The sequence below is a fragment of the Actinoplanes sp. NPDC004185 genome (assembly GCF_053603475.1).
In genome coordinates this window covers 212,213-237,457 of the sequence record NZ_JBSGFR010000006.1, presented here as the reverse complement: position 1 = coordinate 237,457, position 25,245 = coordinate 212,213, and the positions used below count along the sequence as shown (strand labels likewise).

Annotated in this window: 25 protein-coding genes; 13 read left to right on the top strand and 12 right to left on the bottom strand. The window is 71.7% G+C overall.

Going from position 1 to position 25,245, the window contains the following annotated elements; genetic code table 11:
* The first annotated feature begins 801 nt into the window (after window positions 1-801).
* The 9 genes from ACWEOZ_RS08975 to ACWEOZ_RS08935 all read left to right on the top strand — a co-directional run bounded on the left by ACWEOZ_RS08975 (window position 802) and on the right by ACWEOZ_RS08935 (window position 11,728).
* A complete protein-coding gene (locus ACWEOZ_RS08975) occupies window positions 802-2,304 on the top strand; it encodes a GMC family oxidoreductase (RefSeq protein ID WP_451910154.1) in 1,503 nt (500 codons plus the stop codon).
* A 15-nt stretch (window positions 2,305-2,319) separates the two neighbouring features.
* On the top strand, window positions 2,320-3,354 hold the full coding sequence (locus tag ACWEOZ_RS08970) for a quaternary amine ABC transporter ATP-binding protein (protein WP_451910153.1): 1,035 nt from the start codon (window positions 2,320-2,322) through the stop codon (window positions 3,352-3,354).
* On the top strand, window positions 3,351-5,339 hold the full coding sequence (locus ACWEOZ_RS08965; RefSeq protein WP_451910152.1) for an ABC transporter permease: 1,989 nt from the start codon (window positions 3,351-3,353) through the stop codon (window positions 5,337-5,339). Before ACWEOZ_RS08970 ends, ACWEOZ_RS08965 begins: the two co-directional genes overlap by 4 nt.
* Before the next feature lie 59 nt (window positions 5,340-5,398).
* Window positions 5,399-6,370, top strand: coding sequence for an ABC transporter substrate-binding protein (locus ACWEOZ_RS08960; RefSeq protein WP_451910151.1), 972 nt, complete (start codon window positions 5,399-5,401; stop codon window positions 6,368-6,370).
* A 379-nt stretch (window positions 6,371-6,749) separates the two neighbouring features.
* Window positions 6,750-9,251, top strand: coding sequence for a nitrate- and nitrite sensing domain-containing protein (locus ACWEOZ_RS08955; protein WP_451910150.1), 2,502 nt, complete (start codon window positions 6,750-6,752; stop codon window positions 9,249-9,251).
* Window positions 9,252-9,296: 45 nt separating this feature from the next.
* Entirely contained in the window at window positions 9,297-9,722 is a 426-nt protein-coding gene (locus ACWEOZ_RS08950) for a roadblock/LC7 domain-containing protein (protein WP_125804641.1), read from the top strand.
* 32 nt (window positions 9,723-9,754) lie between these two features.
* Window positions 9,755-10,159 carry a DUF742 domain-containing protein gene (locus tag ACWEOZ_RS08945; protein ID WP_246595443.1) on the top strand — a complete coding sequence of 135 codons (405 nt, stop codon included), beginning with the start codon at window positions 9,755-9,757 and terminating at the stop codon, window positions 10,157-10,159.
* A complete protein-coding gene (locus ACWEOZ_RS08940; RefSeq protein ID WP_360547038.1) occupies window positions 10,140-10,745 on the top strand; it encodes a GTP-binding protein in 606 nt (201 codons plus the stop codon). The genes ACWEOZ_RS08945 and ACWEOZ_RS08940 overlap by 20 nt, the downstream gene beginning before the upstream one ends.
* A 29-nt stretch (window positions 10,746-10,774) precedes the next feature.
* Window positions 10,775-11,728, top strand: coding sequence for an ABC transporter substrate-binding protein (locus ACWEOZ_RS08935; protein ID WP_451910149.1), 954 nt, complete (start codon window positions 10,775-10,777; stop codon window positions 11,726-11,728).
* 12 nt (window positions 11,729-11,740) lie between these two features.
* On the opposite strand, the gene ACWEOZ_RS08930 is transcribed toward ACWEOZ_RS08935, so the two are convergent.
* Together ACWEOZ_RS08930 and ACWEOZ_RS08925 are read right to left on the bottom strand one after the other, a co-directional pair.
* Entirely contained in the window at window positions 11,741-12,382 is a 642-nt protein-coding gene (locus ACWEOZ_RS08930) for a GNAT family N-acetyltransferase (protein WP_451910148.1), read from the bottom strand.
* A gap of 137 nt (window positions 12,383-12,519) precedes the next feature.
* Entirely contained in the window at window positions 12,520-12,702 is a 183-nt protein-coding gene (locus ACWEOZ_RS08925) for a hypothetical protein (protein WP_451910147.1), read from the bottom strand.
* A 120-nt stretch (window positions 12,703-12,822) separates the two neighbouring features.
* Here ACWEOZ_RS08925 and ACWEOZ_RS08920 point away from each other — a divergent pair, with 120 nt between their 5' ends.
* Together ACWEOZ_RS08920 and ACWEOZ_RS08915 are read left to right on the top strand one after the other, a co-directional pair.
* Window positions 12,823-13,785, top strand: coding sequence for an RNA polymerase subunit sigma-70 (locus tag ACWEOZ_RS08920; protein WP_451910146.1), 963 nt, complete (start codon window positions 12,823-12,825; stop codon window positions 13,783-13,785).
* Window positions 13,786-13,811: 26 nt separating this feature from the next.
* Window positions 13,812-14,558 (top strand): SDR family oxidoreductase, encoded by a 747-nt coding sequence (locus ACWEOZ_RS08915; RefSeq protein ID WP_451910145.1) that lies wholly within the window; start codon window positions 13,812-13,814, stop codon window positions 14,556-14,558.
* Between the two features lie 18 nt (window positions 14,559-14,576).
* Here ACWEOZ_RS08915 and egtD read toward each other — a convergent pair whose 3' ends face one another.
* The 5 genes from egtD to ACWEOZ_RS08890 all read right to left on the bottom strand — a co-directional run bounded on the left by egtD (window position 14,577) and on the right by ACWEOZ_RS08890 (window position 19,657).
* Window positions 14,577-15,542, bottom strand: a complete 966-nt coding sequence (gene egtD, locus ACWEOZ_RS08910) for an L-histidine N(alpha)-methyltransferase (protein WP_451910144.1) — start codon at window positions 15,540-15,542, stop codon at window positions 14,577-14,579.
* Window positions 15,539-16,288 (bottom strand): ergothioneine biosynthesis protein EgtC, encoded by a 750-nt coding sequence (egtC, locus tag ACWEOZ_RS08905; protein ID WP_451910143.1) that lies wholly within the window; start codon window positions 16,286-16,288, stop codon window positions 15,539-15,541. Before egtC ends, egtD begins: the two co-directional genes overlap by 4 nt.
* Window positions 16,288-17,595, bottom strand: coding sequence for an ergothioneine biosynthesis protein EgtB (gene egtB, locus ACWEOZ_RS08900; RefSeq protein ID WP_451910142.1), 1,308 nt, complete (start codon window positions 17,593-17,595; stop codon window positions 16,288-16,290). The genes egtC and egtB overlap by 1 nt, the downstream gene beginning before the upstream one ends.
* Entirely contained in the window at window positions 17,592-18,830 is a 1,239-nt protein-coding gene (gene egtA, locus ACWEOZ_RS08895; RefSeq protein WP_451910141.1) for an ergothioneine biosynthesis glutamate--cysteine ligase EgtA, read from the bottom strand. The genes egtB and egtA overlap by 4 nt, the downstream gene beginning before the upstream one ends.
* Before the next feature lie 86 nt (window positions 18,831-18,916).
* Complete coding sequence (locus tag ACWEOZ_RS08890) at window positions 18,917-19,657, bottom strand: class I SAM-dependent methyltransferase (protein ID WP_451910140.1); 741 nt, start codon at window positions 19,655-19,657, stop codon at window positions 18,917-18,919.
* On the opposite strand from ACWEOZ_RS08890, the gene ACWEOZ_RS08885 reads away from it, so the two are divergent.
* Entirely contained in the window at window positions 19,656-20,636 is a 981-nt protein-coding gene (locus tag ACWEOZ_RS08885) for a hypothetical protein (RefSeq protein ID WP_451910139.1), read from the top strand. The genes ACWEOZ_RS08890 and ACWEOZ_RS08885 overlap by 2 nt on opposite strands.
* Before the next feature lie 71 nt (window positions 20,637-20,707).
* Here the strand turns inward: ACWEOZ_RS08885 and ACWEOZ_RS08880 are convergent, their stop codons facing one another.
* The 5 genes from ACWEOZ_RS08880 to ACWEOZ_RS08860 all read right to left on the bottom strand — a co-directional run bounded on the left by ACWEOZ_RS08880 (window position 20,708) and on the right by ACWEOZ_RS08860 (window position 24,594).
* Entirely contained in the window at window positions 20,708-21,097 is a 390-nt protein-coding gene (locus tag ACWEOZ_RS08880) for an SRPBCC family protein (protein ID WP_451910138.1), read from the bottom strand.
* Window positions 21,094-21,414 (bottom strand): metalloregulator ArsR/SmtB family transcription factor, encoded by a 321-nt coding sequence (locus ACWEOZ_RS08875; RefSeq protein WP_451910137.1) that lies wholly within the window; start codon window positions 21,412-21,414, stop codon window positions 21,094-21,096. The genes ACWEOZ_RS08880 and ACWEOZ_RS08875 overlap by 4 nt, the downstream gene beginning before the upstream one ends.
* Before the next feature lie 113 nt (window positions 21,415-21,527).
* On the bottom strand, window positions 21,528-22,382 hold the full coding sequence (locus ACWEOZ_RS08870) for an oxidoreductase (RefSeq protein ID WP_451910136.1): 855 nt from the start codon (window positions 22,380-22,382) through the stop codon (window positions 21,528-21,530).
* A gap of 63 nt (window positions 22,383-22,445) precedes the next feature.
* Window positions 22,446-23,510 (bottom strand): threonine aldolase family protein, encoded by a 1,065-nt coding sequence (locus ACWEOZ_RS08865; protein WP_451910135.1) that lies wholly within the window; start codon window positions 23,508-23,510, stop codon window positions 22,446-22,448.
* Window positions 23,511-23,550: 40 nt separating this feature from the next.
* Complete coding sequence (locus tag ACWEOZ_RS08860; protein ID WP_451910182.1) at window positions 23,551-24,594, bottom strand: DNA polymerase III subunit beta family protein; 1,044 nt, start codon at window positions 24,592-24,594, stop codon at window positions 23,551-23,553.
* Window positions 24,595-24,669: 75 nt separating this feature from the next.
* Between ACWEOZ_RS08860 and ACWEOZ_RS08855 the strand changes: the two genes are divergently transcribed.
* A complete protein-coding gene (locus tag ACWEOZ_RS08855) occupies window positions 24,670-25,191 on the top strand; it encodes an AAA family ATPase (protein WP_451910134.1) in 522 nt (173 codons plus the stop codon).
* Window positions 25,192-25,245 lie beyond the last annotated feature (54 nt).

The following is a 25,245-nucleotide window of genomic DNA, read 5'->3' as shown; positions in this document are numbered from 1 at the left end:
ATTGTTTGTGGCGCCGCAGTGGCGTTCCGGCGCTGCGACAAAGATGGCCGATTCCCGGCGGTGCCGCGATAGTGCTTCCGTTTGTCCTGTCCGAGACGGCGATACCGCTGGTTCGCGCCGTCCGGGCTAATCCCAACGGCTGACCGGAACGTGAAAGACCAAGCCGCTTCATCACCGCCGTCACCTGCGGCTATGCGGCCCACCTGGGAGCATGTCCCGGCTATCAGGCGCCGCTGTAGATCACAACTCGGCTGGGCGTCCGGGCCGCTGCAAAGAGTCCGCAACGGTAATTTCCGCGGCGTTACTCAGGTGCCTTGACCGAGCTTTTTCGCGCGCTTTTTCACCAACGGATTAGCCTAATTGACCGGGTCGTCACCTGAAAGAGGTGTCACGCGGACGCTTCTGTCGGTGACGGGGGCCGGGGCGGGACACCGGCGGGGAGGCTGGCTCAACGATAGCGGCCGGGCCGGTGGAGCGGCCGTCCGGCGCCGACTGCGCGCATGGTGAAAGATGTCGGCGCTGCTACGGCCGTGGCCGCCGGGTGGTCTCAGATCTTGACGCAGGCCCAGCTCAGGGCATGTTTACCGGCTTGCTTCTGCCATGTTAAGGGCCGAAACACTCATTGCGCTCTGGTAAAACTCTCGCGTCGGCATTGACCACTGTGGGCCCACCACTCAATCCTATGGCGGCGGTTCGGCGGTTGTGCCGTATCTCAGCCGTCGATACAGGTGGATCCGTGATCCACTGCGGGCGAGCGGCAGGAGCAGGGCACTGGAGATCTCGGCACCACAGGATTTCGACGTGGTCGTTGTCGGCGGCGGTACGGCCGGCGCGGTCGTCGCGTCGCGGTTGTCGGCCGACCCGGGGATGCGGGTGTGCCTGGTCGAGGGTGGCCCGTCGGACGTCGGTGACGACCGGGTGCTGCAGCTCAAGAACTGGCTGAGTCTGTTGGAGTCGGAGTACGACTACGACTATCCGACGGTCGAGCAGCCCCGCGGCAACTCCTTCATCCGGCACTCGCGGGCCAAGGTGCTCGGCGGGTGCTCCTCGCACAACACGATGATCAGCTTCCTGCCACCACCCGAGGACTTCCGCGACTGGGTCGATGCCGGCGCGCAGGGGTGGTCGTACGAGGAGATGTTGCCGCTGTGGAAGCGGCTGCGCGTCCAGATCCAGCCGGTCGCGCCCAAGGACCGCAACGCGTTGACCGAGGCTTTCGTCGCCTCCTGTCACACCGCGCTGGGTGTGCCGGTCCGCGACGATTTCAATGCCGAGCCGTTCGCCGACGGCACCGGCTTCTTCCCGGTGGCCTACTACCCCGAGACGGGTGTGCGCTCGTCCTCGTCGGTGGCTTACCTGCACCCGTACCTGGATCGCCCGAATCTGACTGTCCTCACCGACACCTGGGCCTATCACCTCGACACCGACGGGGGCCGGGTCACGGGCGTGCGGGTCCGGGACAAGGACGGTGTCGAGAGCACGCTGACCGCCGCCCACGAGTACGTGCTGTCGGCGGGCGCGATCGACACCCCGCGGCTGCTGCTGCTCTCCGGAATCGGGCCGGCCCAGCAGCTCAGCTCGCTCGGCATCGACATCGCGCTGGACCTGCCGGGCGTGGGCGAGCACCTGCTGGACCATCCCGAGTCGCTGATCCTCTGGGAGGCCGCGCGGCCGGTGCCGCCGGAGACCGCCATGGACTCCGACGCCGGTCTCTTCGTCCGCCGCGACGAGAGCGATCCGCGGCCCGATCTGATGTTCCACCTCTACCAGATCCCGTTCACCACCAACACCGAGCGGCTCGGCTACGACGTGCCCGCGCACGGCTTCGGGATGACGCCCAACATCCCGCGCCCGCGCGGTCACGGCCGGCTGTGGCTGACCAGCGCCGATCCCCAGGTCAAGCCGGCCCTGGACTTCGGCTACTTCACCGACCCGGACGGCTACGACGAGCAGACCATCATCGACGGTCTGCGGATCGCCCGGCAGGTGGCGGCCACCGAGCCGTTCAAGTCGTGGATCGCCCGGGAGATCGCGCCGGGCCCGGAGCTGCAGACCGACGCGGAGCTGTCGGCGTACGGGCGGGCCGCGCACCACACCGTCTACCACCCGGCCGGGACCTGCCGGATGGGCGCCGCCGCCGACCCGGCTGCCGTCGTGGACCCGCAGCTGCGGGTGCGCGGCCTGGCTAACGTACGGATCGCCGACGCGTCCGTCTTTCCGGCCATGACCTCGGTCAACCCGGTCGTGACCGTGCTGATGATCGGCGAACGCGCCGCCGACCTCATCGCCGAATCCTCTAGTTGAACAGCGAGGCCCGCCATGCCGCCCACGATTGCTGTCGACCACTTGTGGAAAGTCTTCGGCCCCAAGGCCGACAAGGTCGTCGGCACGCCACTGGCGGACCTGTCCCGGGCCGAGCTGCGGGCGAAGACCGGCTGCCTGGCCGCCGTCCGGGACGTGAGCTTCGCGGTCGAGCCCGGCGAGGTCTTCGTCGTGATGGGACTGTCCGGCAGCGGCAAGTCCACGCTGGTGCGGTGCCTGACCCGGTTGATCGAGCCGACCGCCGGTGAGGTGCACATCGACGGTGAGGCGGTACGGGCGATGAGCCCCAAACGCCTCCGCGAGCTGCGCCGGCACGGGGTCGCGATGGTGTTCCAGCACTTCGGGCTGCTCCCGCACCGGCAGGTGGTCGACAACATCGCGTACGGGCTGGAGATCCAGGGTGTCGGCAAGGCCGAACGGCACCGCCGGGCCGCCGAGGTCCTGACCCTGGTAGGTCTCGACGGTCACGAGAATCAGTACCCCGACCAGTTGTCCGGTGGCATGCAGCAGCGGGTCGGCCTGGCCCGGGCGCTGGCCACGGACCCGGCGGTGCTGCTGTTCGACGAGCCGTTCAGCGCGCTGGACCCGTTGATCCGCCGGGACATGCAGGCCGAGGTGCGGCGCCTGCACGCCGAGGTCGGCAAGACACTGGTCTTCATCACCCACGACCTGGCCGAGGCGCTGAGTCTCGGCGACCGCATCGCGGTCATGCGCGACGGCGCCCTCGTGCAGGTCGGCACCCCGGAGGAGCTGGTCGGTGCGCCCGCCGACGACTACGTGGCCGACTTCGTCCGCGAGGTGCCCCGCGCCGACGTGCTGACCCTGCGGTGGATCGCCCGGGCCGCCGCACCGGACGAGGTGCTCGAGGACCAGCCGTTGCCGGCCGGCACGGTCATCCGCGACACCATCGAGCGGGTCCTGCGGTCCCCGCATCCGATCCCCGTAGTCGACGGCGAGGAACGGATCGGGGTCGTCGACGCCGAGCAGCTGCTGCCCGCGTTGACCGGGCACCGTCCGCCGGTGCCGGCATGAGCACCGTCGTCACGGACGTTCCCGTTCCGGCCGAGGCGGCCGAACCGGCAACCGAGGCCGCCACCCGCGGGCCGCGCCGGAAGCTGCCGGGCCGCCGGATGCTGGTCCTGCTGCTGGTCCTGGCCACCGCGGCCGTGTATCTGGCCGTGCGGACCTCGGCCCCGGCCGATGAGGACAACGCCTGGGCGTTCCGGTTCTTCGGCGAGCTGCGGGACTGGGTCGACGCCAACCGGGACACCAGCCCGCTCTTCCTGTACGGCTTCAACTACCTGCGCCTGGGCGTCTCCCTGCTGGTCGACACCGTGCACGCCGCGCTGTACGGGCTCGGCTGGGCCGGACTCGTGGCGGCCGCCGGTGCACTCGCCGCGGTGGTGGCCGGTTGGCGGATCGCGTTGCTGGCCGTCGCCGGGTTCCTCAGCTTCGGTGTGCTCGGGCTGTGGGAGGAGAGCGTCGACACGTTGGTGCTGACGCTGTCCGCTGTGCTGCTGGCGGTGCTGATCGGCGTACCGCTCGGGGTGCTCGCCGCCCGGGTGCCGGCGGTCGGCGCGGCGCTGCGGCCGGTGCTCGACGTCATGCAGATCATGCCGACGTTCGCCTACCTGGCCCCGATGACGCTGCTCTTCCTGATCGGCTCGCCCGCGGCCACCATCGCCACTCTGATCTACGCCATCCCGCCGGCGATCCGGATCACCGCCCTGGGTATCACCGAGGTACCGAAGTCCACGGTGGAGGCGGCGACCGCCCTCGGCTCGACCCGCTGGCAGCTGCTGGGCAAGGTACGCCTGCCGCTGGCCCGGCCGACCATCGTGCTGGCCGTCAACCAGGCGATCATGATGGCGCTGTCGATGGTGGTGATCACCGCGCTGATCGACGCGCCCGGCCTGGGGCAGACCATCGTGCAGGCCCTGGAACGGGTCAACGTGGGCGCGGCCTTCGACGCCGGCCTGGCCATCGTCGTGCTCGCGGTCGTGCTGGACCGGATCACCACCCATGCCGCGCAGCGGGCCGTACCGACCAATCACCGGTCCGCCCGGCTGCGGGCGGCCAGGCCGCTGGTGGCCGTCGTCGCGGTCGTGGCGGTGACGGTGCTGGGCCGGATGTCGTCGTGGGGCGCGGAGTTCCCGGCCGGCTGGCGGGCGTCGTTCGCCGTCCCGGTCAACGAGGCGACGCGGTGGGTCGAGTTCCACTGGTACGACGCGACCGAGGCCCTGAAGAACGTCGTCAGCGCTGTCCTGCTCGACCCGATCGAGACTGTCCTGACCACGACGCCGTGGTGGCTGTTCCTGGTGGCCGTACTGGTCTTCGGCACGCTGAGCAGCGGCCCACGGGCCGCGACGATCGCCGCGGTGGCCGTGGCCGGGCTGGTGGGTCTGGGTCTGTGGCAGCACGCGATGCAGACGCTGGCCACCGTCCTGGTCGCCACCGTCGCCACGATGGCGTTCGGCGTCGTCTTCGGCGTGCTCGGTGCGCGCCACGACCGCTTCGCCCTTGTCATGCGTCCCGTGCTGGACGCGGCGCAGACCATGCCGTCGTTCGTCTACCTGCTGCCCGCGGTGGCCCTGTTCGGGGCCAGCCGGTTCACGGCCATCGTGGCGGCGGTGATCTACGCGGTGCCGCCGGTGGTGCGCCTGGTCGAGCGTGGGGTGCGCGACGTGCCGGCGACGGTGGTCGAGGCGGCCGTGTCGTCGGGGTCGACGCCGCGTCAGCTGCTGTGGAAGGTGCAACTGCCGATGGCCCGGCGGGGCCTGCTGCTGGCCGCGAACCAGGGCATCGTGATGGTCCTGGCGATGGTGGTCGTCGGGGGCCTGGTCGGTGCCGGCGCCCTGGGCTACGACGTGGTCGCCGGATTCGCCCAGCGCGAGGACTTCGGCCGGGGCCTGGCCGCAGGCTTCGCGATCGTGCTGCTCGGCATCCTCCTCGACCGGCTCACCCAGGGCGCGGGCCGGCGCGCCGACGACAACCGCCTGCGCCGGCCGGCGACCTGAGTTTCTGCTCTCCCCTCTGCCGCCGTCCGGCGGTAAGCACCATCCGGAAGGAAATCCTGATGAGACACCTGAAATTGATCCGGCTCACCGCGGTGGCCGCGGCATTGAGCATGGCCGTGGCCGGTTGTGGCGGTGCGAAATCCGACGCCGGTTCCTCGGACGCGCCGGCGGCCGGTTCGAAGGGCACGGTCAAGCTGGCCATCAACCCGTGGGTGGGTTACGAGGCGAATGCCGCGGTGCTCGGTCACCTGCTGGAGAAGAAGCTCGGTTACACCGTGGACAAGAAGAACCTCAAGGAGGAGATCTCCTGGCAGGGCTTCGAGACCGGTGAGGTCGACGCGGTCGTGGAGAACTGGGGCCACGACGACCTGAAGAAGACCTACATCACCGACAAGAAGGTCGCCGTCGACCTCGGGCCGACCGGCAACAAAGGCGTGATCGGCTGGTACGTGCCGCAGTGGATGGTGGACAAATATCCGGACATCACCGACGGCGCGAATCTGAACAAGTACGCGGACCTGTTCAAGACCTCCGAGTCCGGCGACAAGGGCCAGCTGCTCGACGGCGACCCGTCCTTCGTCACCAATGACGCCGCGCTGGTCACGAATCTGAAGCTGAACTACAAGGTCGTGTACTCCGGCAGTGAGGCGGCGCTCATCAAGGCCGCCCAGCAGGCCACGGCCCAGAAGAAGCCGCTGCTGTTCTACTTCTACGAGCCGCAGTGGCTGTTCGCCAAGGAGAAGTACGCCCGGGTCAAGCTGCCCGCGTACACCGCCGGTTGTGACGCCGACCCGAAGAAGGTCGCCTGTGACTACCCGGACTACACCCTGGACAAGATCGTCAGCAAGAAGTTCGCCGACACCAACAGCCCGGCGTTCCAGCTCATCAAGAATTTCAAGTGGACCAATGACGACCAGAACCTGGTCTCGGACTACATCACCAACCAGGGCATGACCGCCGAGGCGGCCGGCGAGAAATGGGTCAACGAGCACGAGGCCACCTGGAAGCCGTGGATTCCGGCGACCAGCTGACAGACGCACTGTCCGACGGGGTTCGCGAGTGCTGTGCTGTGCTCACTCGCGACCCCCGTGGGGCCCCGCCGGAGTGACGACGTCGCTTTGCGTCGTGATCGAAATCTGATTGCAACCTTCCGGCAGGACCCTGATGCCCTTCATCAATGATCCGATCTACCCACCGGTCCTCAAGCTGATCTTGCGCCGGTACGAATGCGGGAATCCCGCATTCCGCAGCGGTACATAGTGGACTTACGACTCAGCTCATCGTTACGGTTCCCCCCATCGCGGCAGACAGAGACCGCCGCCACCCGACGAAGGAGAAACGCGTGTCCGCACGGAGTCGTCCGGTCGTAGACCTCACCGCCGGCCGCGTTGCTCCTGGAACGGATCGTCGATGAAGATCCCCCGCCCGCGCCAGGCCCACCACGACGCCGACGCCGTCGCGCCGGTGACCGGGGGAGAGACCGGCGCCCCGGCCCCCCGGCCGGCCCGCTCCGGCGGCACGATCCGCCGCCGCGTCGTCCGTACGCTGACTCTGCCCGTCGTCGCCGTCCTCGTGCTGCTGGGCGTCATCACCGTCACCGAGGTCGACAACTACCGCACGGCCGCCGCCTCCGCGCGCGCCGTCACCCTCGTCCTCGCGGTGCAGGACCTCGTGCAGGAGCTGCAGACCGAGCGTGGTCTCACCGCCGGTCTGCTCGGTGGCAACGTCGGCTTCCGCGCCGAGCTGGCCCCGGCCCGCAAGCGCGTCGACGACCAGCGGGCCAAGGTCGAGGATCTGATCTCCGAGGGCGGCGTCGCCCAGGACCGCGTCGCCACCGCCGTCCGCGAGCTCGACGGTCTCGCGGGCGTCCGGGCCGGCACCGACGCCGGAGCCGCCGACCGCGCCCCGACCTTCACCTTCTACACCGGTCGCATCGCCGAGCTGAGCAATGTCGACTACGGCCTGGACAGCTCGGCCGACCCCGCCCTGCGCCGCGGTGTCTCCGCGCTGGAGGCTCTCGGTGACGCCAAGGAGAGCACCGCCCAGGAGCGGGCCTTCCTCAACGGTGTGTTCTCGGCCAGCGGCTTCAACCGCGGCGAGTTCCTGCAGTTCGTCACGATGCGTTCGGCCAAGGACGCCGCGCTGGCCACGTTCACCCGCTACGCGGACGACACCCAGCGCAAGGCCAAGGACTATGTGCTCGGCACCGGCGCCGCGCAGACCGCCACCTACTTCGAGCAGGTGGCGCTGAACGCCGGCGACGGCCGCAACCTCCAGGTCAACCCGCAGTCCTGGTGGTCGTCGCAGACCACGGTGCTGGACGACATGCTCCAGCTGCAGCAGCACGTCGGCTCGGTCATCCGGGCCCGGGCCGCCACGCTGCAGGACGACGCCACGCAGCGGATGGGCCTGCTGCTCGCTGCCGTGATCATCTGCTTCATCGGCTCGGTGTACCTGGCCACGATCGCGTCGCGCTCGATCGCCGCGCCGCTGGCCACCCTGGCCGACGAGGCCAACCGGCTGGCCGGTGAGCGGCTGCCCGAGGCGGTCCGCAAGGCGACCTCCGGCGACGACGACGCGCCGCCGCTGACCGTCGCGGTGCCCGTGGGCGCCAGCGACGAGGTCCGGCTCGTCGCCGACGCGCTGGACCGGGTCCAGGCCACCGCGTACTCGCTGGCCACCGAGCAGGCGATGCTGCGGCGCAGCACCACCGAGTCGCTGGCCAACCTCGGCCGCCGCAACCAGAACCTGCTGCGCCGCCAGCTGGGCTTCATCACCAGCCTGGAACGCGAGGAGTCCGACCCGACCGGACTGGCCAACCTCTTCGAGCTCGACCACCTGGCCACCCGTATGCGCCGTAACGCGGAGAGCCTGCTGGTCCTCGTCGGCGCGGCCAGCCCACGGCAGTGGTCCGAGCCGCTGCCCATCGCCGACGTCATCCGCGCCGCCGTCTCCGAGGTCGAGGAGTACCGCCGGGTCGCCCTGCGCCGGGTGGACGACGCGCTCGTGGCCGGCGCGGTCGTCAGCGGTGTCGCGCACATGCTCGCCGAGCTGGTGGAGAACGGCCTCGCCTTCTCCCCGCCGGACGCCGACGTGGAGATCCAGGGCCGCCGGATCGGCGACAGCTACCTGATCGCCATCACCGACCAGGGCATCGGCATGAGCCGCGCCGACCTGGAGCTGGCCAACCAGCGGCTGCGGGGCGAGGGCGACTTCATCACCGCACCCACCCGCTTCCTCGGCCACTACGTGGTCGGCCGGCTGGCCACCGACATGGACATCGACGTGCAGCTGGCGCCGTCCCCGGTGACCGGCGTGACCGCCCGCATCGTGCTGCCGCCGTCCATCGTGGCCGGTGTCCAGGCCGTCAGCGCCCCGGCGCCGCAGCCGCGGCTGACCCCGGAGGAGCGCCGGCCGCTGGAAGCGCCGCGGGCGCTGGAGGCGTCGGACCCGGCGGCGACCCAGGTCCTCACCCTGCCGCCGGCCGCGCCGGCGCCGCCCGCCACGGACGGCCGGATCCGGCCCGGCAAGATCGAGTACGTCACCGTTCCCGGCAGCCCGGCCGTACGGCGTCAGCCGCCGTCCCCCGCCGAGCAGCAGCAGCCGGCCGCCGCGAGCACACCGACCGCTCGCTACGAGGAGGCGATGACCGCCTCGACGCTCGGCATGGACATGTACTCGTTCGCGCCACCGCCGGACCAGGCCGACCGCACCCCGAACGGCCTGAAGAAGCGAGCACCGCGGGCCCGCAAGGCAGCCTCGGCACCCGCGGAGCCGGCCGGCGCGGTCCCCACCCGGACGGCCGAGCGGCCCGCACCCGTCAGCGACTCGCCGGACGAGGTACGTGCCCGGCTCACCGCCTTCCGCAGCGGCATGCAGCGCGGCAGCAGCGACGCCACCGACCGACCATGACCGCCGCCCCTCCCCAACCCCGCGACGAGGCCGAAAGAAGTTCCCATGAGCGTTGACACGTCTGCCGACCGGCACCAGTTCAACTGGCTGCTGGGCAACTTCGTGCACCAGACCGACGGCGTCCGCGACGCGGTCGCGGTGTCCTCCGACGGCCTGCTGATCGCCAGCTCCGACGGGCTGAGCCGGGCGGAGGCCGACCACCTGGCGGCGATCGTGTCGAGCCTGGCCAGCGTCGCGCGCAGCGCCTCCCGGCGCTACGACTTCGACGGGCTCAAGCTCATCATGATCGAGATGCGGCGGGGCTTCCTGCTGGTGTCGGTCATCGCCGGCGGCAGCTGCCTCGGTGTCGTCGCGGGCGGTGACAGCGACGTGGGTCTCGTCGGCTACGAGATATCCCTGTTGGCGGAGAGGTTCGGCGCCCTGCTCACCCCGGCGCTGATCTCCGAATCCCGGCAGTACCTCCCGCGATGAGTCACCGGGGGGAGTGGGGGCCGGACCCTCGCATGATCCCGTACGCGGAGCCGGTCGTGCCTTCCCGGCGGGAGCCCCCGCCCGCGCCGGCCCACGCGGCCGCGGAACCGGGTGACGACCTCGTCGTCCGTCCCTTCATGCTGACCGGCGGGCGCACCCGCCCGCTGCACGACGGGTTGCGGATCGAGACCCTGCTGCACGCGGCTCCGGCCGCGCTGTCGGCGCCGCTGCGCTTCGAGTCGCGGCGCATCGTCGAATTGTGTCAGGCACCGATGTCCATCGCGGACCTCTCGGTGGCCCTGCGGGTGCCGCTCGGCGTGGTCCGGGTCATCGTCGCCGACCTGGTGACGGACGGCTACCTGCGGATCGAGGAGCAGCTCGGGGAGCTCCCCATCGCATTGATCGAGAGGATCAGGGATCGTGTTCGGGCGCTCTAGTGAGCCGGCGCCGCTGCCGCCGGTGGCGGTCAAGATCGTCATCAGTGGCGGTTTCGGTGTCGGCAAGACCACCTTCGTCGGTGCCATCTCGGAGATCGAGCCGCTGGTCACCGAGGCCGAGATGACCGAGCGGTCGATCGGCATCGACGACACCTCGGCGGTCTCTGGCAAGACCACCACCACGGTGGCCCTCGACTTCGGCCGCATCACCCTCGACGACGCGCTGCTGCTCTACCTGTTCGGCACGCCCGGGCAGGACCGGTTCGCCTTCCTCTGGGACGACCTGGTCGACGGCGCGCTGGGGGCGATCGTGCTGCTGGACACCCGGCGCATCGAGGACTGCTTCCCGGCGATCGACTACTTCGAGGAGCATGACATCCCGTTCCTGATCGGGGTCAACACCTTCGACCAGTCGCAGCGCTTCGACCTCGAGGAGGTCCGCGACGCGCTGGGCATCGACCCCAGCGTGCCGGTGCTGGAGTGCGACGCGCGCTACCGCGAGTCGGTGAAGCACATCCTGGTCGCGCTGACCGAAGAGGTCCTGGCCAAGCGGCTGAGCCGGGAACGGCCGGTGCCGACGTGGTGAAGCCGCTGATGACTGTGAAACGGAGAACGATGCGCGCACGCACCGCGGCCGCCCTGGTGAGCGTGCTGGCCCTGACCGCCTGCGGCACCTCGTCCGAGGCGATCGTCGCCCCGCCCGGCGTCGAGCGCACCCCCTGCGGCACCGTGTCGATCGCGGTGAACCCCTGGGTCGGGTACGCCGCCAACGTCGCGGTGGTCAGCTACCTGCTCAAGCAGGAGCTGGGCTGCACGGTGGTGGAGAAGGACCTCACCGAGGACGCCTCGTGGGAGGGCCTGGCCAGCGGCGAGGTCGACGCCATCCTGGAGAACTGGGGTCACGACGACCTCAAGAAGACCTACATCGACGACAAGAAGGTCGCGGTCGAGCAGGGTCTCACCGGCAACAAGGGCGTCATCGGCTGGTACGTGCCGCCGTGGATGGCCAAGGAACACCCGGACATCACCAAGTGGAAGAACCTCAACAAGTACGCCGACGACTTCAAGACCAGCAAGTCGGACGGCAAGGGTCAGCTGCTCGGCGGTGACCCGTCGTTCGTCACCAACGACGCCGCGTTGATCAAGAACCTGAAGCTGGACTTCACGGTGGTCTACGCGGGCAGCGAGGACGCGCTGATCGCGGAGTTCCAGCGGGCCGAGAAGGAGAAGAAGCCGCTGATCGGCTACTTCTACACGCCGCAGTGGCTGCTGTCGGAGATCAAGCTGGTGCACATCCCGCTGCCGATCTACAAGCCCGGCTGTGACGCCGACCCCAAGACGGTGGCGTGCGACTACCAGCCGTACGACCTCGACAAGATCGCGCGCAAGGCGTTCGTCGACTCGGGCAGCCCGGCGGCCGATCTGATCAAGAACTTCCGCTGGACCAACGACGACCAGAACGAGGTCGCCCGGGACATCACCGTCAAGAAGCTGTCCCGCGACGACGCGGCCAAGCGCTGGCTGGACGCGAACCGCGCGACCTGGCAGGAGTGGCTGCCGGCCCGCTGAGCGCCGCGGGGGTCAGAGACCGAAGGCGGCGCGGCAGGCCGGGAAGCCGTCGACCGTCACCGCGGGTCGCCGCCGGTCGATCCACTTCTGCCGGGTCAGCCGGAGCCGGTCGGAGATGACGGCGTCGCTGCCGCGGGCATCGACGGAGATCCCGTCGTGCTCGTAGCCGAGTCTGCGGGACACCCCTTGGGAGGCGTGGTTGTCCTGGAACACCTCGGTGCGGGCGGCATCGGCGCCGAGGTGGTCGAAAGCCAAGGCCAACAGGCCCGTACGCGCCTCGGTTCCGTAGCCCTTGCGCTGGTGTCCGAGGCCGAGCCAGGCCGAGGTGGTGACCTCACGAACGACGGGGAAGTCGCGGGCTCGCAGGCTGACCATGCCGATCGGCCTGCCCCCGGCGAAAACTCCCAGTCCCAGTTGCCACGCCGTCACCCGCCAGGCGGCGAGCCCGTGCCAGTGGCCCTGAAGGACGGCTCGCGCGCGGTCGGCGTAGCTTCCGTCGGTCCAGGGGGTGAGGAAGGGACGCTCGTCCGGCTGGTGAACCCCGGCGCCCGCGAGGTGGGCGACTTCCGCCAGCTCGGATTCGGTGGGCAGCCGGAGCTCCAGCCGTGGTGTGGTGATCGTGAGGCCGTACTGGGGCCAGAGTTCGGCGAGCATACGGGCGATCCTGTCAATCGGGGTCCGGCCGCACCATCACTTTGCTGATGCGCCCCGCCTGACGACCGCCAGCGATCGGTCCGCGCGCGCTCCTTGATCAGGTGGGCGCACACCATAGTGGTCACCACCGGCCGGGCTCAGGGTGAGGGGCTCGGGGCCGGCCTGGGGGAACCGGGGCGGTCGCACGCGACGCCCACGGCGAGCAGGCCGAGCAGGCTGGCGAGCAGCAGGACAGCGACGGCGAGTTCCACCTTGTCGCGCCGCCGGACGTGGTGTCGCGGCCGGACGGGCTGGGGGTCGTACCATGAGGATTCCGACACCGGTCCAGTCTCGCGGCCCGGCGGCGCCGGGGTCGATCGGTGAAAGAACCGAAAAGAATTGGCCTCTTTCGGCGCGACTCGGGTGGCCGCCCGCTCGTTGTGCTCTGCTTCCATGGTCGGATGGATCAGACGGCCCTGCTCGCGGCCGCCCGCTCGGGCGACGCCGACGCCTTCGGGCGGCTCGTCGGCGGACACCGCGCCGAGCTGCTCGCGCACTGCTACCGGATGCTCGGTTCGCTGCACGACGCCGAGGACGCCCTGCAGGAGTCGCTGGTGCGGGCGTGGCGCGGGCTGTCCACGTTCCGGGCCGGCGCCCTGCGGCCGTGGCTGTTCCGGATCGCCACCAACCGTTGCCTCACCCTGATCGAGCAGCGGTCCCGGCGCGAACTGCCCGCCGATCTCGGGCCGGGGGCGCCGCTCACCGAGGTGGCCTGGCTGGAGCCGTACCCGGACCGGCGGCTCGGCCCGGCGGCGACCGTCGAGCAGCGGGAGAGCATCGGGCTGGCGTTCGTCGCCGCGCTGCAGCATCTCTCCGGGCCGCAGCGGGCCGCGTTGCTGCTGCGCGAGGTGCTCGGCTTCTCCGCCGCCGAGGTCGCGGCCCAGCTCGACACCACCGTGGCGGCGGTCAACAGCAGCTTGCAGCGCGCCCGGGCCGCCCTGGCCGAGCGACGGCCCGCGCCCGGCGATCCGGTCCCGGCCGACAAGATCAAAAGCCTGGCCGACCGGTACGCGTCAGCGTGGCAAGCCGCGGACGTCGACACGATCGTGGCCCTGCTGACCGACGACGCCACGTACTCGATGCCGCCGCTGCCCGAGTGGTACCGCGGCCGGGCTGCCATCCGCGAGTTCCTGCTGGCCGGCCCGTTGCGGCACCGGTGGCTGTTCCGGCCCGCGCACGCCAACGGTCAGCTCGCCTTCGGCACCTACCTGTGGGACGAGAAGCGGCAGGCGTACGCCTGGGCCGGGCTCGATGTGCTGCGGTTCGACGGGACGGGCATCGCCGAAGTGGTCTCGTTCCTCACCGACGGGCTGCACCGCGAATTCGGGCTGCCCGATGAGTTCGCGGCCCGGCCCGGGTTGTAGAGGGGAGAGAGAGAAGGAGACGACACATGTTGCTCGACGGCAGAACGGCCATCATCTACGGCGGCGGTGGATCCATCGGCGGCGCGATCGCCCGGGCGTACGCGGCCCAGGGCGCCCGGGTCTTCCTGGCCGGCCGGACCCGCGCCACCCTCGCCGCGGTGGCCGGACCGATCGGTGCGGAGATCGCCGAGGTCGACGCCCTGGACGAGCGGGCGGTCGACGCGCACGCCGACGAGGTGGCCGCGGCGGCCGGCGGCATCGACATCTCGGTCAACATGATCGCCGACAGCGACGTGCAGGGTACGGCCATGGTGGACATGCCGGTCGAGGACTACCTGAGCCCGGTCGTCACCTCCGTACGCTCGAAGTTGCTGACCGCCCGGGCCGCCGCCCGGCACATGAAGCCCCGGCGCTCCGGGGTGATCCTGACCTTCGGTGGCTCCGGCGACCGCACCGCCGCGGGCCGGTATCTGCTCGGCGGCCTGGTGACCGGCTTCGAGGCGATCGAGGCGATGCGCCGGCAGCTCGCCACCGAGCTGGGCCCGTACGGGATCCGGGTCCTCACCCTGCAGACCAGCGGCGTGCCGGAGGCGATCCCGGCGGCCTTCGAGGGTCGCGCGGCGATCGAGGCGGAGCTGACGGGGCAGACTCTGCTCGGTCGCACGGCGACCCTCGCCGACGTCGGGCACGTGGCGGTCTTCGCCGCCTCGGACTGGGCCCGCACGATGACCGGCGCCGCCCTCAACATGACGTGCGGCGCCGTCCTCGACTAGACCGCCGGACCGCTCCGGTCAGGCCGCCTGGATCAGCGACACCGCGAAGAGGTCCGCCGGGTCGGTCCAGAAGTGCCGCAGGGCGAAGCCGGCCGCGGCCAGCTCGGCGGAGAGCCCGTCCCGGCGGAACTTCGCCGAGATCTCGGTGCGCAGTTCCTCCCCGGCGGCGAACTCCACGGTCAGGTCCAGATCGCGGATGTGCACCCGCTGGGCCGAGCCGGCCCGCAGCCGCATCTCGATCCACTCCTGCTCGGCGTTCCAGAGCGCGACGTGGGCGAACGCGTCCACGTCGAAGTCGGCGCCGAGCCGGTGGTTGACCACCCGCAGCACGTTGCGGTTGAACTCGGCGGTGACCCCGGCCGCGTCGTCGTACGCGGGCACCACGACCGCCGGATCCTTGACCAGGTCGGTGCCGAGCAGCAGCCATTCGCCGGGTTGCAGCACGGCCCGCAACCGGGACAGGAACTCGGCGCGTTCGGCCGGGATCAGGTTGCCGATGGTGCCGCCGAGGAACGCCACCATCCGGTTGTCGCCGTCCGGGATGTGGGCCAGGTGCCGGGTCAGGTCGCCGACCACGCCGCGGACCGCCAGCCCGGGGTAGCGCACGGCGAGCCGGTCGACGGCCTCGCCCAGCGCGGACGCCGACACGTCGAGCGGGACGAAAGCGCCCAGCGTGCCGTGCGCGAGCAGCGCGTCGAGCAGCAGCACTGTCTTCTCCGAGGAGCCCGACCCCAGCTCGACCAGGGTCTTTGCCTCGGTGATGCGGGCGATCGCGGCGGCGTGCTTGGTGAGGATCGCGCGTTCGGTACGGGTCGGGTAGTACTCGGGCAGCCGGGTGATGTCCTCGAACAGCTCGCTGCCCCGGGCGTCGTAGAACCACTTCGGGGGCAGCCACTTCGGGGTCGCGGTCAGCCCGGCGGCCACGTCGCCGCGCAGCGTACGGTCGAGGTCCTGATCGTCGAGATGGATCTCCAGCGCGCTCATGATCTCCCTAAGACGGTGATGTCCAGACCGGACGGGGTGGCGACGAGCAGACTGCCGTCCGGCACGGCTCGCCAGGCCGGGCCGGGATCAAGGGGTTCGGAGCTGACCAGCACCGACGCGGGGCCGGTGCGCACGGACAGGGCGTGGCCGGCCGTGCTGGCGATGATCTGCTGCCCGTCGGTGAGCAGCAGGTTGAGCCGGGAGCCGGGCGCGGCCGCCGAGACCTCCACGACCGTCTCGGCCAGCGCCCGCGCGGCCGGCACCCCGGACCGCAGCCGGTCGCGGACCAGCGCCCAGAGCAGTGCCGCGTCGGTCGGGGCGTCCAGGGTCAGCAGGTCGCGCACCGGCAGCCGGGCGGCCGGCCCGGCCACCGAGTCCGGCCAGCCCCGCACGACCCCGTTGTGGCTGAACAGCCACGGCCCTTCGGCGAACGGCGCGGCGGCCGTCTCGACCACCGGCATGCCGACCGTGGCCGAGCGGACCGCCGCGAGCACACCGCCCGCCACGGTGTGGGTGGCGAGCGCCGGCAGAGCGGCGTCCGACCACAGCGGGGCCGCGCTGCGGTACCGCACCGGCTCGGCGCCGCCGCCCGGATACCAGGCCACGCCGAAGCCGTCGGCGTTGATCGTGCCGCCGCCGCGCATGTCCTGCGGCGCCCACGCCTGCCGGGCCAGGGCGTGCGGCGCCTCGAACAGCAGCTCCGCCAGCGGTACGGGTGATCCGAGATAGGCCAGGTGCCGGCACATCAGTGGGTGCCGGGCCCGGCGTCGCGGGCACAGCGGAAGCCGCTGAAGATCTGCCGCCGGATCGGGTGGTCCCAGTTGCGGAAGGTGCCCCGGCAGGCGGCCCGGTCGGTGCCGAACGAGCCACCGCGCAGCACCCGGTAGTCGCCGCCGAAGAACACCTGCGAATACTCCTCGTACGGGAACACGGCGAAGCCCGGGTACGGGTCGAAACCGGAACTCGTCCACTCCCACACGTCACCGATGAGCTGGTGCACACCCAACGGCGAGGCACCGTCCGGATAGGCACCGACGGGCGCGGGCGACAAATGACGCTGGCCGAGGTTGGCGTGCCGTGCCTCCGGCGCCTCGTCGCCCCACGGGAAGCGCCGGGACCGACCGGTCGCCGGGTCGTGCCGGGCCGCCTTCTCCCACTCGGCCTCGGTGGGCAGCCGGCGCCCGGCCCAGGCCGCGTACGCCTCCGCCTCGAAGAAGCACACGTGCACCACCGGCTCGTCCGGCACGATCCGCTCGGTACGCCCGAACGCCGTGGCCGCCCAGCCGTCCCCGTCACGTTGCCAGTGCAGCGGCGCGGTCAGCCCGGCCGTCTGCCGGTGCGCCCAGCCCCGCTCGCTCCACCAACGTGGATCGTCGTAGCCGCCCGCCTCGATGAACTCCGCGTACCGGCCGTTGGTCACCGGGGCGGCGTCGATGAAGAAGGCGGGCACGTCCACGGTGTGCGCGGGCCGTTCGTTGTCCAGCGCCCACGGCTCGGTGTCGGTGCCCATGGCGAACGGGCCGCCCGGGATCAGCACCTCTCCGGCGACGGGCACCCGGGCCGGTGGCGGCGGATCGGCCGTCAGCACCGGCGCGCCGGTCCGCAGCTGGTGGGTGGCCAGCATCGTCTCGTCGTGCTGCTGCTCGTGCTGCACGATCATGCCGAAGGCGAACCCGTCGGCCAGCAACGGCCGGCTCTCGTCCAGCCGGACCCGGTCCAGCACGTCGAGGGCCTTGTCCCGCACCTGCTCCACGTAGGCGCGGGCCTCGGCCGGACCGAGCAGCGGCAATGCGGGCCGGTCGCTGCGCGGGTGCTTGAACGCGTCGTAGAGCTCGTCGATGTCGCGGCGTACCGGCTCGCGGCCGCCGACGTCGCGGACCAGCCAGAGCTCCTCCTGGTTGCCCACGTGCGCGAGGTCCCAGACGAGCGGCGACATGATCGGTGAGTGCTGCCGTACGAGATCGGCGTCGTCCACGGCGTCGGTCAGCAGCGCCGTGCGGGCGCGGGCGCGCTCCAGCTCGGCGGCGACGGCGAGGCGCAGGTCCTGAGTCATCGGTGCGCGTCCTTCCGGGAGCCGGCGCGGTGCAGGCGCCGGTCGACGATGTCGGTGACCCGGTCCCGCAACGCGGGAGGCAGGCCGGTGCTGTCGAGGTTGCGGCAGGCGAGATCCAGCAGGTCGGTGGCGGTGCGCCGGATGTCGGGGTCGGCCAGCCCGGCGCGGGCGGCGGTCAACCACTGGCCGGCGGTGGCGGCCGCGACGGCCCGCGCGGCGTCGGTGGTCACGTCGTCGGTGAGCAGGGCCGCCACGACCGCGGCCGGGGCGATCCACTCCGTGCCGGGCTGGGTGTCGAGGTAGCGGACCTCGAGATAGCCGCGCGGGCGGACCGGCGGGAACAGCGTGCTGAGGTGATAGTCGAGGTCGTCCACCCGCGGCGGGCCGGGCAGGGCGCCGTCGATCCAGTCGGCGAAGGTCACCCTTGCCGGCACGTCCCACGACTGCTCGCCGCGGCGGACACACAGCAGGGGAGCGGCGAGGGCGTAGTCGGCCCAGCCGGTGGCCAGATCACCGGGGGTGCTGACCGGTCTGGTGCGGCGCGGGTCGATGCCGTACCAGGTGGCCATCCGGGCCGAGGCCCAGCCGGTGTCGCGGCCCGCGTGCCGGCCCGAGGTGGCGAAGGCGGCCAGCAACGCCGGCCCCATCTCGTGCAGGGCTCCCCAGCGGTGCGGTAGTTGTTGCTCGGTGCCGGCGTCGAGACAGATCTGCAGGCCCGCGGTGCTGCACATCATGGTCCGGCCGTGCCGGCCGCGGGCGTCGAAGCTGCGCTGCATGGCGGCGTACCGCGGGGTCTGCAGCATGCGCCGGGGAGCCCGGTGCGGATCGAGGCCGGTGTCGCCCAGGACCAGGCCGGAACGGGCCAGCTGGGCGGTGAGGTGCGCCTGGTCGGCGCTGAGGGATTCGTACAACTCGGTGAGGGAGCCGGCCGGCGCCGAGGAGATCTCGAGCTGGCCGCCGGGCTCGACGGTCACCGCGCCACCGCCGGGTAACAAAGCGCCGGGGTGGGGATTGCCGAGTGCGGGTGGTGCGTACGTGCCTAGGGCTGTGCGGAGGTCCGCGGCTTCCAGATAGGCCGCCGGGGCGTCCGAGCGATGAACGGTCCATTCCAGCTCGACACCGATGCGCCGAGGTGGCCCGGTCTTGAAGCAGATGCCGGAGATGTGGTCGGCGGCCTGGGCGAGCTGCCGCAGGACGCCGTCGGACAACGGACTCTTCGTACCGAAGGTAGCCATGCCCCTCCCCCGAGTAGTCAACCATCCGGACATTACCCACAACGGATCAGTCCGGGTAGGTGGGCTGCGCCACTTTCACCGGAAGTTCAGGGGCGGGTCGCCTGCACCAGAAACCGGTGAGCGATGGCGGTGTAGTGGCCGTGGGTGCGGATCATCGCGTCGATCCGGCGCAGGGCGCGCTCGTACCGCTGGGGAGTGAAATCGCGGATCTGCCACGGCACCGCGCGCAGCTGATAGACCAGTGCGCCGATGTCGTGGAAGGTCAGTGGGGGGCGTTCCTCGCGGACGTCGGTCACGATCAGCCCGGCCGCCTCCAGCGCCGCGACCGCCTCCGTCGCCGTCCAGCTCGTCGCGTACGGCGGCGGCGCGCCCAGCTCGGCGTTCAGATCCCGCAGATCGTCGCTGCCGACCTGCTGGCTCAACAGCGTCCCACCGGGCTTGAGCAGGCGCGCGATGTCCTCGGTGGGCAACCGGCCGTGCCGGCTCAGCACCACGTCGAACTCGTTCTCCCCGCCCGGCAGCTCGGTGACCACCGACACCCCGAACGGCGCCAGCCGGTCCCGGGCAACCGGCACATTCGGCGCCCAGCCTTCCACCGCGACGGTGTGCGCGGGCAGCGGGGCCAGCTCCACGAGCAGCTCACCACCGCCGGTGTCCAGGTCCAGCAGGCTGCCCGCCTGCCGCAGCAGGGGACGGGCCAGCTCCGGATAGGACCAGGACGGATCCGAGCCGACCGCGCGGCCGTCGAGCCAAGCGAACTCCCACCCGGTGATCGGCACCCCGGCGGCCTCGCCGACGAGGTGGTCGTACTCCGCAGAAGAGCGCATGCCCGACGGTAACCGGGTGGCTCCGGCCCGCGCGACCGGGATACGCCCGGTCTACGATCCGGACATGGTGCGCCTCGGCGGTCGGACGGAAGTTGCAGCGATCGATGCGCGACCGTTCCTCGCCGCCCTGCCCGAGCTGCTGGCCGGGTGGCGGGCGCTGGTCTTCGTCGACGGCGTGGTCCGGCACCCGGTCACCGAGCGGGCCCACGGCGGGCTGCGGGTGGTCGACGGCCGGCATCCGTACCCGGGCGTGGCCTACCGGCTGGTGCTGCGCGAGGACGAAGTGCCGGCGCCGACGGCCGAGGAGGCGGCGGTCGCGGCCCGGCTGGTGCACGCCGACGCGATGGCCGCGACCGAGTGGGAGCGCGGGCGGATCGCGGCGGCCCGGGCCACCGGGCGGGTGGCGACAACCTGGCACACGTACGCGATCACGCTCGAAGCCGACGAGCGGGAACGGACCTGCTTCACGGTGCACCACACCGACACGGACACCCGGGCTCGGGTCGAGTTGTCCCCGGGGCCGGTCGGCGTGCTGCTCGAGGTGCCGGACTGGCTCGGGGTCCGGGGGCTGCTCAGTGGGGTGGTGACCGTGCGGATGTCGGTCGATACGAGCCGGCTGCCGCCGTACGGGAACGAGGAGCCGCAGCTGGTCGCGACGGTGACCCACCCCCGGGCCGTGGCGAGCGGCGAGCTGACCGTGGCCGCGGCCGAGCTGGGCCGCTGGTCGGTGACCACCGGGGCGAGTGCTCGCGGGGTGGGGTGGCTGCGGCCGCTCGTCGGGCTGCTCGTGCCGCTGATGAAGGGGCCGGTGCAGCGCGGGCTGGACGACTTCCTGGCCGCGCTGCCGGCGCGGTTCGAGGCATTGAACAGGGAGATCACGGCCCGCTATCCGACGCCGCCGGACCCGCGCACGCTGGCCGGGCAGGTCCTGGCCGACCTCGTCTCCGCCGTCCCGACAACCGTCCCGGCGCCGGCTTGACCGCGCCGTTCTTGACCGCGCCGGCCTGGCCGTGCCGGACTGACCGCCCGGCCTTGCCCGATCGCGGCGGCTCAGGGCAGGGCGGGCTCGATCCGCCGGAGCAGGCCGGGCCAGCCGCTGCCCATGCCCTTGAGCGAGATGCTGCCCGGGACAAAACCGGCATGCCGGAGGAACAGCCGGGTCCCGGAGCCCTCGGGCTCGAGCCGCCACGTGATCGTGGTGTCGAGGCTGCCCTCGGCGAACGTGTACACCAGCAGCCGTTCCGGCTCGACCTCCAGCACCTCGCACGGCTGCTGCCCCCAGCTGCCCATGTCCATGGTGAAGCGATGGCCCACGACCGGCTTGATGTCGCCCGCGGCCCACCAGCGGGCCAGCAGCTCCGGCTCGGTCAGCGCGCGCCAGACGGCGGCCGGCTCCCGGGCGATGAACTGATCCAGCTCGATGTCGGTCTTGTCGGTCACCGGTCGTCTCCCTCTTCCTCGACGAGATCGCGCAGCGCGACCAGGCGGTCCCGCCAGTAGCGCTCGAACGGATGCAGCCACTCCTGGACGTCGGCCAGCGGCTCGGCGGCCAGGTGGTAGTAGCGGTGCCGGCCGCGCGGCTCCTCGCGGACGAGGCCGGCCTGGCGCAGGACCGCGAGGTGCTCGGAGACGGCGGGGCGGCTCAGCGCGAAGTGCCCGGCCAGCTCCCCGGCGGCGCGGGGGCCGTCCCGGAGGGCAACCAGCAGCCGGCGCCGGACCGGGTTGGCCAGCGCTGCGAACACGTCACCGTCAGGCATGCCGCCCATGATGCGTCGGAGATCCCCGACATGTCAACAATCTCCGACGCATTGCTCTTCTGCGGTCGCGCCCCGGCGTCGGTGGCGGCCGAGATCAGCGCCGCCGCGGGGGGTCACTCGCTGATGGTGTCCAGGATTTTGCGGGCGTCGTCGTCCAGGCGGACCCGGCCGGACGTCATGTTGTCGATCAGGTGACCCAGCGACGAGGTGCCGGGGATCAGCAGCACGTTCGGGGCCAGCTCGAGCAGCCAGGCCAGCGCCACCTGGGAGGGCTGGGCCTCCAGTCGTTCCGCGACAGCGATCAGGTCCGGGTGGGTGAGCAGCCGGTTGACCCCGCCGAAGGCCGAGCCGAGCGGGAAGAACGGGACGAACGCGATGCCGAGCTCCTGGCACTCCCGCAGCAGCGGCAGCGAGTCCCGGGCCAGCAGATTCAGCGAGTTCTGCACGCAGACGATCTCGGTGCGCTGGACCGCGTGCACGAGCTGCTCGCGGGTCACGTTGCTCAGCCCGATGCCGGCGATCAGACCCTCGTCCCGCAGGGCGATCATCGCGTCGAGCTGCTCGTCGAACGCGCCGCCGCCGTCCATCAGCCGCAGGTTGACCGCGTCGAGCCGGTCGACGCCCAGCGAGCGCAGGTTGTCCAGCACGCCGGCCCGCAGCTGCTCCGGCTCCATCGCGGGCAGCCAGCGCCCGGTGTCGTCCCGGGCCGCACCGACCTTACTGACCAGAACCAGATCCTCCGGGTACGGCCGCAGCGCCTCCCGGATCAGGTCGTTGACCACGTCCGGCCCGTAGTACTGCGCGGTGTCGATGTGGTTGGCGCCCAGCTCCACAGCCTTGCGGAGCACGTCGAGGGCGGTGTCGCGGTCACGCGGCGGCCCGAAGGCCCCGGGCCCGGCGAGCTGCATCGCGCCGAAGCCGATCCGTCGCACCGAACGGTCGCCGAGCGGAAAGGTGTCGTCAGTCACGACCCTCACTCTACGATTCCCACCCGATTCCGCCAGGCGACGCCGAAATGCCCGACCCGTGCCTCAGCCGCAGAGGCCGGCCAGGATCTCCGTGATCGTCTCGGGCTTGTGCCGCAGGGTCGCCCGCCCGACGGACAGCTCGCAGCGCACCACCTCCGGGTCACCGGTCTCGACCGCGTTCGGCCACAGCCACAGCCCGGTCTCCTCGGAGATCCGCCTGGCGTTCATCCGGAAGCGTTCCGCCGTGGTCGCGAACAGCAGATGCATCATCGGCGTCTGCGGCGGATCCGGCACCACCCGCACCTCGGGCACCCCGGCCAGTGCCGCCGCGATGGCCCGGGCGTGCGCCAGCCGGACCGGCATCTCGGCCAGCGTCGCGTCGAGCAGCCCGAGCGCCGACGACGCCGCCGGCCACATCGCGAACAACGTCCCGCCCAGCCGCCCCCGCCACTCGCGCACCTGGGCGATGTCATCCTCCGGCCCGGCGACGCAGCAGCCCGGCAGCGCCCCGACGCCCTTGTAGAACGAGACGTACACGGTGTCGAACAGCTCGGCGATCTCGGCGGGCGACCGTTCGTACCCGGCCGCGGCCTCCCAGAGGCGGGCCCCGTCGAGGTGCACGGCAGCGCCCCGGTCGCGGGCCCACGAGGTCTGCGCGACCAGCTCGTCCCACGGCGGCAGCGTCCCGCCGAGATCCCGCTGCGGCAACTCCAGCACGAGCGCCGCCACCGGCTCGGCCACGCTCTGCAGGTCGGTACGCCGGATCAGCCGTTCGAAGTCGCCGACCGGCCGCCCGACGAGCTGGTGCAGTCGCGCATAGGCCTGACCCTCGTGCCGTTCGAGGTGCGAGTACGGATGCCAGACGATCGTCCGGCTGGTGCGCTGATCGGCGTGCACCCGTAGGACGGCGCCCTGGGCCATCGTGCCGCTGGGCAGGAACACGGCGGCCGGCTTACCCAGCAGCGCGGCGACGTGCTCCTCGAGCTCGGCCACCACGCCACCCTCGCCGTACAGGTCAGGGCGGGCTTCGGGGTCGATCGAGGCGAGCAGCTCCGGCGGCCGCACCAGCCCGTTGCCGAGCAGGGAGTCGGTGCAGGCGGCACGCCGGGCGCTGATGTCGTCATCCACCGGGCCAGTGTGTCGTGTTCCCGGGCTCGTGTCAGGCGGGTCAGCGGCGCACCGGCATGAGGATCGAGAAGGTGCCGCTGCCGCGCACGGCGAGGGGTTTGATCGGTCCGTCGAGCTCGAGGACCAGCTGGCCCGCGCCGCCGGCGTCGAGGGCCTGGAGCAGGAACTCGCGGTTGACCGCCACGTGCGCCTCCTCGTCGGCGGCCCACTCCGCCTCAGCCGCCACCCGCAGCGAACCGGCCGGGTCCACGGCCAGGACGGTCAGGTCGAACGGCTTGCCGTTGTGCTCACGCGAGACGGCCGGCATCTCTGCCACCGCCGCGCGCAGGGCCGCCACGTCGACCGTGACCTGGCGGCTGCCGGCCGCGCCGAGGTCGACCAGGCGGTGGTGGTCGGGGAAGCCGACGTCCAGCGGCTTGCCCTCGATGCGCCGCCCGCCGGCCTCGGCACCCAGCTGCTCAGGGGTCAGCAACAGCACCACCTCGTCGTCGCGGGTGAGCAGCCGGCGCAGCTCGTCGACGAACGGCAGCGGAGCGACGAGTCTGGCCGGTGGTCCGGAGACGGCGGCGGCAGCCTCGGCGACAGCCAGCCGGTAGCGGTCCGTCGTCACCACGGTCAGCGCGGCGGCCTCGGTCTCGAACAGCACGCCGCCGAGGACGGGCAGCTCGGGGTCGGTGCAGGCGGCGAAGCGGACCGCGTCGAGCGCGGCGGCCAGGGCGGCGGCGGGCAGGGTGATCCGGGTCATGGTGGTCTCCTCGGGATCCAGCAGGGCGTGGACGCGGGAGAGCTCACGACGGGCGTCGGCGAGGCCGTCCTCCAGCCGGCGCAGGTGCTCGTCGAGCAGTTTGCGGACGGCCGGGGGATGGGACAGCTCGGCGACCGCGCGGGTGATCCCGGCGACCGGCATCCCCACCCGGCGCAGACCGGCCACCAGGCGGGCGGCCCGCAGCTGCTCGTCGCTGTAGCGGCGGTAGCCGGTCGCGGCGTCGACCTCGGCCGGCACCAGGACACCGGCGCCGTCGTAGAACCGCAGCGCGCTGATGCTCAGCCCGCTGGCCCGCGAGATCTCCCCGATGCCGTACATGTCGTCGCTCTCCACACCTGGAACCCTGCTGCCTCGACCTGCTCGAGGGTCAAGCGCCTGTGCGATCGTGCAGGCATGGCGCGTGACGTGGTGATGGTGAACGGTCTGCCGGGATCGGGCAAGAGCAGCCTGGCCCCCCGGCTCGCGGCCGCGCTCGACGCCGCCTGCCTCGGCAAGGACCGCATCAAAGAAGCCCTGGCCGACGCGGTGGTGACCGAGGTGCCGCAGCTCGGCGCGGTGGCGATGGACACGGTGTGGACGCTGGCCGCGGCGGTGAGCGGCATGGTCGTCGTGGACTCGTGGTGGTTCCGGCCGCGCGACCTCGAGCAGGCCCGGGCCGGCCTCGCCCGCTCGGGCGCGAAGGCGACGGTCGAGATCTGGTGCGACGTGCCCGCCGAGCTGGCCCGCTCCCGTTACATCGCGCGTAAGCGGCACGTGGTGCACGCCGACGCGGAGAAGCTCGCCACGGAGTGGACCGGCTGGGCGACGACCGCCGGACCGCTGGCCCTGGGCCCGGTCATCCGGGTCGACACCGCTCGTACGGTGGACATCCGCGCCCTGGCCGACGACGTACGGGCGGCCCTGTGGACGAGCTGAGCCGGCTCCGCCGCGCCCGCGACGGTGGCTCACGCCGGCCGCGCCCGGGCAGCC